The following is a 12,618-nucleotide window of genomic DNA, read 5'->3' on the forward strand; positions in this document are numbered from 1 at the left end:
CCTCACGAAATTAAGCTTTACCCGTCGATTGAGACAAGTAGTTTCCTTTCAATAAACGTTCAATTAGTAACATTAGTAGTACATTTGGAATGACCAGAATCAGTGATACAACGGCAGCATCAGGTCTGATAAATGAGTAACCCAAAAATGAATATAAGATGGTTGGAACGGTAATAAAGTCAGGTGCGCCCAGTACGTAAGACATGTTGAACTCCTCAATACTGATCACCAAACAAAAGATTGATGATGCAAGCAGGCTTGGTTTAAGCATAGGCAAGAATGCGTGCTTAAAGGTACCAAACTTACCCGCGCCCATATCAGCACAAGCATCGATCAAGTCTTGTGGGATGGCTTTAAATCCGGCAGACAAAATACGGATTGCGTAGGGCAGTGCGAGCACCGTGTGTGCAATGACAATGTTGACGTATGGGTCGGTTAATCCAAGCTCTAATAGCATTGCACTAAAAAATACCGCCAAGATCATTGATGGCATAACCATAGGGAGCAGAGAGACCATCTCGGCCAGTTTTTTACCACGAAATTCCATGCGTCCAAACGCGTACGCGGTCGGCATCGCAAGAGTGATGGTTAAAATAGCAACGGCAGGAGCAACAGAGTAACTGTTACGTAGGGCTTCTGGTAGAGAAGTGGTTTCCCATACTTCTATCCAGCGTCCGAACGACAACACTTGCGGAAGCAGGTCGGGATAACTCCAAGGGTGGTTAGGATCAACCAATGACCAAATGATCGCCATTGCGAAAGGGACACCAAGCCAAACTAGATTCACAAGAACGAAGAAACTAACAGAAATCAACATGACCCATTGGGTGTTAGTTAGGTTGCGAAGGCGCTTCATTATGATTTCTCCATATCTACAACAACGCTTTTACGTGTAACAAATGGCTGAGTAAGTAAAGTCAGAACAACGGCAGACAAGCCGGCAAGCAGCATGATAACCATGGCAATGACAGCGGAGTTTTCCCATTCGTAATATTGAGTTGCTGTGATGTTCATCAGCATCGCTAAAGAGTAACTGCTACGTGAGCCAGCGACAGATGCAAATGAGAAATCACCCAGTGCACCAATGAAAATTAGAATAGAAGAAGCCTGTAACGCAGGGATAGTTAACGGAAGAATAACCTGACTGAATCTTGCCCAGCGCGTAGCGCCTAAATCTAAAGCTGCATCCATTAAGTCTCCACGAATGCCAGCAATAGCACCGCTGATTAGAATCAAAGCGAAAGGTAAGTTTTTCCAAATTTGTAGGACGACAATGCTCCAACCAAATTTATCGTTGGAAAGACGCAAAGGCTTATCAATGATACCAAGTGCTAATAGAGATTCATTAAAAATGCCGTGGTAAGCGATGACGTTCATCATTAGGAAAGCGGCCACTAGCCCTGGTACAAACATAGGAGCACGCAATACTCCGATGATGGCCGGTTTACCTGGAATGGGCTTTTGTAACCAAAGCGCAATTGGGTAGGCTAGTGTGACGGCTCCAATAGTACCGAGTAACGAGGTACGCAGAGAATACGCGACAGAACGCCATAAAATTGGATCGCTAAGAGTTGTCTGCCAGTATTCTAGTGTTCCGTTGGTTTCTCCCATGACACTAAAGAGTCCAAAGCTTTGCGCGATGACTACGTACAAAGCACTTCCCATGAGTAAGGCGATAGTGCCAACCCCAGGAATGAGCAGTAAATAGGGTTTTATGTTCATCTATTCACTCCCTCTAAGAAGCGCATGCCAAATTCAGGCAGTTTTACATGAATGATTTCACCTTGTTCAGCAGAGACTCTTCCGCCTAATTGAAGTCGAATTTTTTGCTTTGTGTCTGTGCCAACAAAGCCGAATACATCTAAGTTATTGCCTTGGAAGGCCGATGATTCAACCGTGACCTCAAAGCTGTTAGCTTCGCCTTGTTTACAAAGTTGAGCGTCTTCAGGGCGCCAACATACGAAAATTTCTTGTGTTTGTGGCTGTTCGTCAGACTCAACGAGAAATTCACCCATGTTACAACTGACACGGTATTGGTTCGCTTGTTGAGTTGGTTCGACATACGCTTGGTGGATATTAGCGGCGCCAATAAAGTCGGCTACAAAACGGCTAACTGGGCGGTAATAAATATCTTCAGGTGTGCCGATTTGTTCAATGTTACCGCCATTTAGCACCACAATTCTGTCACTCATTGCCAAGGCTTCAGCTTGATCATGAGTAACATATATAGAGGTTAATTGGTGCTGACGTTGCAGTTCTTTGATTTCAAAACGAACGCCTTCACGCATTTTCGCATCGAGGTTTGATAGAGGCTCATCGAATAAAATGATATCAGGGCGAGTTACCATCGCACGGGCTAGGGCTACACGTTGTTGTTGACCGCCAGAAAGTTGTGATGGCAATTTGTCTTTGTGATCAACTAAACCAACCTGAGACAAAATTTCCGCTAACCGACGTTTTTGTTCATTTTTATCGATTTTCTGTTGAACCATACCAAAGCAAATATTGTGAGAAACACTTAAATGCGGGAATAAAGCATACGACTGAAAACACATCGCTGTTTCACGCTTTTCTGGTGGAATTTGGTTTACCACGCGCTCGTTCATCAGAATTTCACCTGATGTAGGCGTTTGAAATCCACCGATCATTTTCAGCAATGTTGTTTTGCCACAACCACTTGGCCCAAGCAGAGTGACAAACTCGCCTTGTTCTACAGAGAATGAGATCTCTTTAGATGCGTAAAAGTCACCATAAGTTTTCGTCACAGAACGAAGTTCCAAAATTGCCATGATTAACCTTTTTTAAAAAGTTTAAATTTCGAGTTAGATTATTTACAGTTTATTTCAGTTTTATTAACGATCGATATTTTTCGCCCTGAAATCATTCGCTGATCACGGAAAGTTTAATAAATCATTGTTTTTAAAGGGTTCTATTTTTTAGGTTTGTGTCCGTATTTCTAGGTTGACACAAAACCGAGTTGCTATGTATTCTGTATTAAGCTTTTTAAGGTAGTTTAATTGGTGGGGTGGCAATGTTTACTTTTGATGTGGCAAAACAAGGGCGAATCCTGGTGAATAGTCATCGGGGGGATTGTATATCGTGTCCTGAAAATACCATGCCAGCATTTCTTAGTGCAGTTGAGCGTGGAACAACCTGTATCGAGATTGATATTGCGATGACAGCTGATGAACACCTAGTCGTTATTCATGATCCAAGTGTTGATAGAACTTCAAATGGTACTGGTTATGTTGAACAAATGACGTTGGCTGAACTAAAAGCTTTAGATTTTGGCGGTTGGTTTCACTCGTCATTTGAAAACACGCCAACCTCCACATTTAGTGAAGTACTTGAGTGGGCGGTTAAACATCAGCTTGGGTTGATTGTTGAGGCCAAGCAGAGACGTAACCACCATCGATTTGCTGAGCAGTTCACTGCTTTGGTAGAACAAACTCCTAACGCTCTTACACATATCCAATTACTGGGTTTTGACCACACCTTAGTCAACCTTGTGAAACAAAGTTTGCCAAATATTCAATTACAAGTGGTAACGCTTGCGCGCTATCAAAATCAAATAAACGCAGTGCTGGAATCGAATGCGTCTGCAGTTTGTGTTGAATACCCATATACGACTCAAGCGGTGTTGGAAGAGTACAAAAAATCAGGTTTGACTACGCGTTTGTATTTACCGAATAAAGATAAAAATATGAAGCCGACTCAGTGGTTTAACCAATATTATGGTTACGATGTACATAGCGAGATTATTCAATGGTTGAGGCTTGGTCTCATTGATATGATTAGCCATGACGATATCGATATGTTGAAAGAATTAGTACAAGAGGCCGGTATGGAAGCGATTTAATCGCGTACATTTCCTAGAGCTAAAAGTAAAACTAAAACCATTAGAAACATTAAATAGAGAAGCACCGAACATGTTAACTCCGATAAAACCATTACAACTAGAATTAACACCAGGGCAGAAAAAACTACTGGCGGTTTGTCGTGAACATCGCTCGGTGCCGCGCGCCAAAATAGTAGAGCAAACAGGTTTGCGCAGCGGTTCTGTTACCAGTATTTCGAAAGAACTTCTGGCAATGAATATGATTAAAGAAGGGCCTCGTGAAAAAGTTGGGCGAGGTCAACCGATCATCCCATTACAGCTTAATCCGTATGCAGCGTTTTCATTTGGTATCGCTTTTCATATTCATCGAATAGAAGTCGCATTAGCGAACTTTTGTGGGGAAGTGATCGACACTGAAATTATGGATTACGCAGAAGACTCTCCAATTTCAGAAGTGCTATCGAGCATCAAGCAGAAAATAGACTCGTTGGTAGACAAACATAAAATTCAGAATGCGCGCATTTTGGGTATCGGTGTGTCTATGCCGGGTCCGTCTGAAGGCGATGGCAAATCCATTCGTACCATTATTCAAATGGAACATTGGCGCAATGAGGATTTAGCCGTCATTTTTGGAGAAGTCTTCGAATGGCCAGTTTGGATTGATAATGACTGTAATGTAGCAGCCGTTGGTGAGTTTTATTCTGGACGTTGGCCTGAAGTCAAAAACATGGTGCTGTTCGAATTGGGTCATGGTGTCGGTGGAGGTGTGATCATCAATCGCAAGCTTTATCGTGGTAGTCGCCATAATGCGGGTGAAATCGGCACTTATTTCAACCTTTTAGGTGAAGAGAACAAACCAACAATTCGTGGGTTGCTCGAACAGTTGGCAGAGTCTGGGCTCGAAATCGACGGACCAGAAGCGATTCCGGGGTTAGATAACCTTGTGGTAGCGGAATGGGTCCGTTTTGCTGCTATCCAGCTCAAACCTATGTTGGTTCTTACTTTGGGTTGGTTTGATCCTGACTGCGTGATCATTGGTGGCTCTTGTCCTCAGCATATTAGCCAAGCGCTTATTGAAGAAATGGCATTAGAGAAGAGCTGGGTGGAGTTTGAGCGTTCTTATCCTATGGCTCAGTTCTCGCCTTCAAAAATTGGACCGTCGCTAAATACCTATGGGGCATGTATGTTCCCAGTATTTCGCACGCTAGGTATTTAATATAAACATCGGATAATTATTATGAAGTATGCACCAAGTGTGGGTGTAAAATTCCATGAAGATGGAAGTGTTAGAACATTCCCTGGTAACACGTTTATTTGTCATTTAGATCAATCACTTCCTTTGATTGATGAATTGCGTTGGGCGCAAGATCAGCTAAAAGAAATGAGTTGTGGCAACAAGTTCTCATTCTTGCCAATTTCAAGCATGCACATGACGGTATTTGAAGGTGTGTGCGACCAGATTCGAGATCCAAAAAAGTGGACGTCTAAACTGAGCCTAGATTCTGAATTGTCGGCTATTACAGATTTGTTTGCCACTGAAGCTAGCCAAATTGGTGCACAAGGCGGTTTCGAAATGGAATTCGACTATGTATACAATTGCCCCATTGGTGGTAGTGCGCTTCGAATAAAACCAGCTAATGAGCAGTCGCGCCTTGCATTGAAACGATGCCGTGAGTTACTTAAAGTTGCGACTGGAATCAACATGCCTGACTTTGATGACTATCATTTTCATATCACTTTGAGCTACCGCGTTATAGAGTTGGAAGAGCAAGATAAGGTTGAATTACAAGAGACCACGAAGCGTATAGGTGAGCGCATAGCTCAGTCGTTTGGTTCTTTGACGCATGGTCCTGTGGAGTTTTGTACTTTCCAAGATATGTTCAAGTTTATTCCTGTTATCAAACTATCGTAGTTTTAGGTTTAAAAAATCTCTAAGATCTTTATCTGATTTGAGCTCATGCGTCGTTGGTACGGCGCATGAGCTTTTTTATTTTCTACAGTTTATATTTGTAATTGATATGTAACCTAATAATTACCCTTAAATTATTTTCAATCTAACCTATTGATTGTATTGAGCTTATCATTCGTATCTTGTTGTCTAATTGTAAGCTAATGTAGGTAAATGTAACCATTTGACTACTTTATTTTATTGATTAAATTGATGAAATATTGCTTTAAATGGAATTTGGCTAGTTAGAATGATTGCATATTTATTGAAACGTTTTGTTTTAGTTGTACCTACGTTTCTTGGTATTACGATTTTGATATTCGCGATTACGCGTTTTGTCCCTGGAGGCCCTGTTGAGAGGATGCTGGCTAATATGCAGCCTCAAGGGGATGGTGGTGGCGCGTCTAGTCTCGTTGGCCAAAATTCAGCTCTGTCTGAAGACCAGTTGGCTGATCTTAATAAATTCTATGGGTTAGATAAGCCAGTTACTGAAGCGTACATTGAGTGGCTGATTCGTTTGGTTCATTTTGACCTAGGGGAATCGACTCGCTACTACGAACCTGTCAGTGACATGATTTTTGAGCGCCTACATGTCTCCGTTATGTATGGCGGTGTGACCTTTTTCATTAGTTATTTCATCTCAATCCCGCTTGGCTACTTTAAGGCCATGAAGCATGGCAGCGTTTTTGATTCCGCCTCATCAATCATGATTTTTGTCGGTTATGCCTTGCCAGGATATGTCGTAGGTGTACTCCTCATTACGTTTTTCAGTTATCACTTGGAGTGGTTTCCAATGGGCGGCTTTGTTGATGATGACTTCGATGATCTCAATACGTTTACTGAGCAAATTTCCGATATTTTGTGGCATGCCGTCTTACCTTTGCTGTGCTATTTGATTGGGGATTTCGCAACACTGACTATGACAATGAAAAACAATCTGATGGAAAACTTATCATCGGATTACATTCGTACTGCGATAGCTAAAGGTTTGCCTTTCAGAGAAGCGATTCGTAAACACGCGCTACGCAACAGTCTAATTCCAATCGCCAGTCACTTTGGTAATTCTCTTCTTTTCTTCATGACGGGCTCTTTCTTAATTGAGGTCATTTTTGATATCAACGGTATAGGTCTACTTGGTTATGAATCCATTGTAGAAAGAGACTACCCAGTGGTTATGGGTATTGTTGCAATCAACGCTTGTATCTTACTGCTTGGCAATATCTTGTCAGATGTCTGCGTTGCATTGGTAGACCCTAGAGTGAAGTTTGGAGCTTGATGATGATTAAATTAAATCCGTTAACGCTAAAACAGATCAAGCGGTTCAAACAAATAAAGCGTGGATATTGGTCGCTCATCATTTTATCTGTGATGTTGTTGTTGTCTCTGTTTGCTGAAGTGTTGATTAACAGTAAGGCTTTAGTGGTTCGTTATCAGGGGGAATATTACTTTCCGATCCTCTCCGATGTTTACTCTGGTAAAACATTTGGTTTGGAATCGTCAGGAGAAGCAAACTATCGACTACTTCAATTAGCGCTTCAAGATAAAAACAATGGTGACTTTGCGATTTTACCCGTGGTGCCTTGGAATCCGTACGAACAAGATTTTTCTGGCGAATACCCACCGCATGCTCCGAGTGCTTACTCAAAGCACTATTTAGGCACGGACGTAATTGGTAGGGACATTTTAGCTCGACTGGTTTATGGGTTTAGAACAGCAATGGGATTTGCCCTGATAACTATGGTCATTGCATACAGTATTGGTGTAACGGTGGGGTGTGCGATGGGTTTCTTTGGTGGCAAGTTTGACTTAATTGTTCAGAGAGTCATTGAGACTTGGTCGATGGTTCCATTCCTCTACGTGATTATGATTTTAGTCTCGATAGCACAGCCAACTTTCATACTATTCGTGTTGATCAATGTGACCTTCGGATGGATGGGCATTACTTGGTATATGCGAACGATGACGTACAGAGAATCGGCTCGAGAGTATGTGCTAGCAGCGAAGGCTTTGGGGGCATCAACAGCAAGAATCCTCTTTCATCATATTTTGCCTAATACCATGGTAATGATCGTTACTTTGGCTCCTTTTACTATTGCAGCAAATATCACCGCACTCACAGCTCTGGACTATTTAGGTCTGGGTCTCATTCCGCCGACTCCTAGTTGGGGGGAGCTTCTTCAGCAAGGTAAATCAAACCTCGACTCCCCATGGATTGTTGGTTCTGTTGTGACGGCAATTGTCGGTGTTTTGGTCATGGTGACTTTCATTGGTGAAGCAATCAGAACGGCCTTTGATCCCAAAAAATACACAGTTTATAGATAAGCACTAGGAAGTGATGATGTACAAATATGGACTATTCGCTTTGTTGTTGAGTTTTCTAGCTCAAGCACAGCAAACACCAGACAACTTGGAATGGCATAGCAATTGGAATGAGCCCGTTTTTGCTTCTGAAGAGGCTAAGCGTGGCGGCACTTTGCGTAGCTTTATGGCTAGTTTCCCACAAACGTTACGTTCAGTAGGGCCTGATGCGAATTCTGGTATTCGTTTCTATTTAATGGATGGCACGCCTAAATTGGCACAGCGACATCCAAATACCAATAATTGGATTCCGCAGCTGGCGAATGAATGGGCATTTGGAGACGATCACAAGACGGTCTATTTCAAATTGAACCCTGATGCAAAGTGGTCGGATGGATTGGCGGTAACTGCTGATGATTATTTGTTTATGCTTACTTATTATCGATCGAGAGACATTATCGACCCTTGGTATAACGATTTTTTCCGTAACAGTATCGAGACAGTGAAAAAGTTCGATGACTACACCATCAGTATCACAATGGCAGAGCCAAAAAGTAATGATGAGTTGATGGCGCTTATCAATATGCCAAGCCATGGCGTGCAGCCACGACCACAACATCATTTTGTTGGCATCAATGATGAGAACAACGACGGAATGGATGACAACTTTGTACGCAAATACAATTTTAAGTCAGAGCCAACAACGTCACCTTATTACATCTCGAAAGTAAACAAGGGCCGTAGTATCACGTTTTCTCATGTTGGCGCGAACTGGTGGGGTTACGGGAACAAATATTATAAGAATCGTTTTAACGTCGAGAAGCTTCGTATCAAGGTGATTCGTGATAGTGATATAGCTCGCAAGCACTTTGAAAAAGGTAAGTTAGACACATTCGCTATGATTCAGCCTCAACTATGGCATGAGAAAAGTAATTCAGAACCGTTTAGTAACGGATTTATCCAGAAGTTTTGGGGGTTTAACCAACGACCACAAGGCGCTGGTGGATTATGGATTAATACTTCAATGCCATTGCTAAATAATATCAATATTCGAAAAGGCATTACGTACGCGACTGATTTCGACGGCATGATCAAAAATGTATTAAGGGGTGACTATTCTCGAAAGCCTCACGCTATGGGGTTCGGACATGGTAAATACGATTTAGAAGGTGTAGAGCCACCACCGTTTAGACCTGAACTTGCTATCGGTTATTTTGAATCTGCAGGTTTCGATAACATCGGTCCTGATGGTATCCGCATGAATGATAAAGGTGTCCGCCTGAGTTTCAAGATTACCTATGGCTACAATATCTGGACATCAAGGATTGCCTATCTAAAAGAGCAAGCGAAGCTAGCGGGTCTAGAGCTAGACCTGAATCTTGTTGATGGCTCCGCTGCCTTCAAATTTATTCTAGAGAAGAAGCATCAACTCGCTTTCCTCAATATGGGAGGAGGGGAGATTCCAGCATACAAAGAATACTTTCATTCAACCAATGCAAATCGTCCTCAAACCAACAGCCATACCAACTTCAGTTCACCCGAGCTGGACGAAGAGATCGATGCGTTCATTTCGGAGTTTGATGTAGAAAGAAAGCAGCAGCTATCTCAGAGTATTCAAAGAAAAATAAAGGATGCTTACGTGATTGTGCCTGGCTATATGGTGCCTTATACGCGAGATGCTCATTGGCGTTGGGTCAAGTTCCCTGCGACTCCGATGACGAAGAAGACTGGTGCGATGTTTAATATCTTGGATACCAGTAACTTTTGGATAGATACCGACGTTAAAAAAGAGACTCAATTGGCTTACAAAGAAGGCAAAGCGTACCCGCCAATCACTATTATTGATGATCGTTATAAGCTCTAAGGACGAATGATTAATGAATCAAAATGTTGTACTAAAAGTTCGTGATCTAGAAGCTGAATTCAGTACTGATGACGGCATCGTCAAAATACTAAAAGGTGTGTCATTTGATGTGAAATCAGGACAAACCTTAGGTTTAGTCGGGGAGTCCGGAAGTGGAAAGAGCGTAACTTCAATGTCGATTATGGGGTTACTTCCGAAGCCTTATGGAAAGGTCACGGCTGGGCAGATAATTTATCGCGATACGGACCTTACAGACGTGCCTGAACACGAGATGCACAAGATGCGTGGCAATCGTATTTCAATTATTTTTCAAGACCCTATGACTGCCTTAAACCCCGTCCAGACAATTGGGAAGCAAATTGTTGAGGTTCTTGACTTGCACCATAGCCAGATGTCTAAGTCTGAAAAGGTCGCATATGCGGTAGGTTTGCTTGAAAAAGTAGAAATTCCTATGCCAAAGCTGCGCTTCAAAGAGTATCCACATAGTTTATCGGGTGGAATGCGACAAAGGGTAATGATTGCTATAGCACTTGCGTGTAAACCTGACATTTTAATATGTGATGAACCTACGACAGCATTAGATGTGACGGTTCAAGCATCAATTTTAGAACTGATCAGAGAGCTTCAAAACGAGACTGGGATGGCGGTTATCTTTATCACCCATGATTTAGGTGTGGTTGCGGAGATCTGCGATGAGGTTGCTGTGATGTATGACGGACGTATTGTTGAACATGCAGAGATTTTCGAACTTTTTGATCACCCACAGCACCCGTATACCAAAAGGTTATTGAGTTTAATCCCTGACCTTAACGTTAAGCCAAAGCAAACCATTCAAATTAATCCAATTGATTTGAATGAATTCCCAGAATACAAGGGGAGTTGAGTATGTCAGAAGTCATTAGAATCGAAGGACTGGAACAGCACTTTTTATCAGGTAAAAGTCTGTTTAAGAAAGGCTATGTCATTAAGGCTGTCGATGGTGTTTCATTTTCAGTGAAGCAAGGTGAAACATTGGGGTTGGTCGGTGAGTCTGGCTGTGGAAAAAGCACTCTTGGCAGAACATTACTCAAACTTTATGAGCCGTCGGCAGGAAAAATATTTTTTGAAGGCGAAGATATTACCCGTTACAGCCCAAAAAAAATGCGTCCACTTCGTAGAGAAATGCAGATTGTATTTCAGGACCCTCTTGAGTCACTGAACCAGAGGCACACAGTAGGAGGGATACTCGAAGAGCCTTATGTAATTCATGGTATTGGCTCGAAAAAAGAGCGAAAAGCATGGGTTTTAGAACTATTAGATAAGATTGGATTACCTCACTCTTCTACAAACCGTTACCCGCACGAGTTCTCTGGGGGACAAAGACAGCGAATTGGAATTGCTAGGGCAATTGCTTTAAAGCCGAAGTTACTTATTTGTGATGAATCCGTGTCAGCATTGGATGTATCTGTACAGGCTCAGATATTAAATCTGTTGTTGAAAATACAAAAAGAGATGAATCTATCAATAATTTTTATTTCACACGATTTGTCAGTGGTGAAACATATTTCAGATAATGTAGTCGTTATGAAACAAGGAAAGATTATTGAGTTTGGAACTGTAGATGATGTTTATAATAATCCAAAAGAAGAATATACAAAATCGTTATTATCGTCGATTCCAATAACACATCCATCTCAAAGGAAGAAAATAAAAACAACGAGGTTAGCTAAACAGGCTTAAAACTGGAAAAAGAAAATGTAGATATAATACGGAAGTGTAATACAAGAAGGAAAATATGAATAAACTACTTATGTTGCCAGCGTTTATGCTGGTGGCGCCTTCGCTCGCCCTAGCAAATAATTTGCAAGATGAGTGGGAGTCTAAAAATAATGAAAATCCTTGGTCTGGATATATTAGTGCTGATTACTCTCGAAATGGATACGAAGACAGTGCGTCTTTAGCAAACCGTTCTGCTTCTGCAACAGGAGTAGTTCGATACTCGTTTTCGGACAAATCTCGACTCCAAGTTGTGGCGTCAGGTTATCACTTATATGACGGTGATGAGTATGGGACAAGAGGACAGTTCTGGAACGATACATCCATTTCATGGGGGCGTAATGGGTTATTTAAGCCAACTGATGGTTCATCACTCAGTGGTGAAGTACGAATCATCTTGCCGACATCTAAATGGTCAAGGAGGAATGATTTAACGTTAGGCACAAGAGCAAAGCTTAGGTGGAGCGCCCCATTCGACAATTTGATTGAAGGGCTTTCATTAAGTAACACATTATTGCTTAGGAAAAACTTTCACGAATATAAAACAGCTGGTGGAAATCAACTTATTGAGTATCAATTAAGTAGCCAATTTTCTCTTGATTATGTTTTTGCAGAAGACTTTTATTTCAACATTTTCTTAATGCCTAGACAGTCATGGGATTATAACGGAGACACGTTTGATCCAACCTTATTACATGGTGAAGAAGTAGGTTACCAAATAACTAATAGTGTCTCTATTTCCGCTGGTTTAACTAATGGGATTAGTTATTACAACCCAGAAAGAGGCTCAAACCCTCTTAATGATTTAGTTGATTTGAAGAAAACAACTTATTACGCAGTACTTAACTACCAATTCTAATATTGCTCCGTTCGCATTGAATTCGGATAGTTGAAATAAGAAATGTAATATAATTA

At 41.6% G+C, this 12,618-nt stretch carries 12 protein-coding genes; 9 read left to right on the forward strand and 3 right to left on the reverse strand.

All coding sequences use genetic code 11. The annotated features are described in order from the left end of the window. Positions 1–10 precede the first annotated feature (10 nt). From IHV80_RS20100 to IHV80_RS20110, 3 genes are read right to left on the reverse strand one after another with little or no spacing between them, the layout of a single operon-like run. Positions 11–856, reverse strand: coding sequence for an ABC transporter permease (locus IHV80_RS20100; protein WP_065205981.1), 846 nt, complete (start codon positions 854–856; stop codon positions 11–13). Beyond that, positions 856–1,722: an ABC transporter permease gene (locus IHV80_RS20105; RefSeq protein ID WP_192892046.1), complete on the reverse strand. Its 867-nt coding sequence runs from the start codon at positions 1,720–1,722 to the stop codon at positions 856–858. Before IHV80_RS20105 ends, IHV80_RS20100 begins: the two co-directional genes overlap by 1 nt. Further along, positions 1,719–2,789, reverse strand: a complete 1,071-nt coding sequence (locus IHV80_RS20110; RefSeq protein ID WP_192892047.1) for an ABC transporter ATP-binding protein — start codon at positions 2,787–2,789, stop codon at positions 1,719–1,721. Before IHV80_RS20110 ends, IHV80_RS20105 begins: the two co-directional genes overlap by 4 nt. A gap of 326 nt (positions 2,790–3,115) precedes the next feature. On the opposite strand from IHV80_RS20110, the gene IHV80_RS20115 reads away from it, so the two are divergent. The 9 genes from IHV80_RS20115 (at position 3,116) to IHV80_RS20155 (ending at position 12,562) form a co-directional block, all read left to right on the forward strand. Beyond that, complete coding sequence (locus IHV80_RS20115) at positions 3,116–3,859, forward strand: glycerophosphodiester phosphodiesterase (RefSeq protein WP_264158479.1); 744 nt, start codon at positions 3,116–3,118, stop codon at positions 3,857–3,859. Positions 3,860–3,929: 70 nt separating this feature from the next. Beyond that, positions 3,930–5,054 (forward strand): ROK family protein, encoded by a 1,125-nt coding sequence (locus IHV80_RS20120; protein ID WP_192892049.1) that lies wholly within the window; start codon positions 3,930–3,932, stop codon positions 5,052–5,054. Positions 5,055–5,075: 21 nt separating this feature from the next. Continuing rightward, positions 5,076–5,750 carry a DUF1868 domain-containing protein gene (locus IHV80_RS20125; protein WP_192892050.1) on the forward strand — a complete coding sequence of 225 codons (675 nt, stop codon included), beginning with the start codon at positions 5,076–5,078 and terminating at the stop codon, positions 5,748–5,750. A gap of 286 nt (positions 5,751–6,036) precedes the next feature. Continuing rightward, on the forward strand, positions 6,037–7,062 hold the full coding sequence (locus IHV80_RS20130; RefSeq protein WP_192892051.1) for an ABC transporter permease subunit: 1,026 nt from the start codon (positions 6,037–6,039) through the stop codon (positions 7,060–7,062). Positions 7,063–7,064: 2 nt separating this feature from the next. Next, on the forward strand, positions 7,065–8,108 hold the full coding sequence (locus tag IHV80_RS20135; RefSeq protein ID WP_192892185.1) for an ABC transporter permease: 1,044 nt from the start codon (positions 7,065–7,067) through the stop codon (positions 8,106–8,108). A gap of 16 nt (positions 8,109–8,124) precedes the next feature. Continuing rightward, positions 8,125–9,948, forward strand: a complete 1,824-nt coding sequence (locus IHV80_RS20140; protein WP_192892052.1) for an extracellular solute-binding protein — start codon at positions 8,125–8,127, stop codon at positions 9,946–9,948. A gap of 13 nt (positions 9,949–9,961) precedes the next feature. Then, entirely contained in the window at positions 9,962–10,831 is an 870-nt protein-coding gene (locus IHV80_RS20145; RefSeq protein WP_192892053.1) for an ABC transporter ATP-binding protein, read from the forward strand. A 2-nt stretch (positions 10,832–10,833) separates the two neighbouring features. Beyond that, positions 10,834–11,667, forward strand: a complete 834-nt coding sequence (locus IHV80_RS20150) for an ABC transporter ATP-binding protein (protein ID WP_192892054.1) — start codon at positions 10,834–10,836, stop codon at positions 11,665–11,667. Positions 11,668–11,722: 55 nt separating this feature from the next. After that, positions 11,723–12,562 carry a BamA/TamA family outer membrane protein gene (locus IHV80_RS20155; protein ID WP_192892055.1) on the forward strand — a complete coding sequence of 280 codons (840 nt, stop codon included), beginning with the start codon at positions 11,723–11,725 and terminating at the stop codon, positions 12,560–12,562. The last annotated feature ends 56 nt before the right edge of the window (positions 12,563–12,618 follow it).

The organism is Vibrio bathopelagicus (assembly GCF_014879975.1).
GTDB classification, from domain to species: domain Bacteria; phylum Pseudomonadota; class Gammaproteobacteria; order Enterobacterales; family Vibrionaceae; genus Vibrio; species Vibrio bathopelagicus.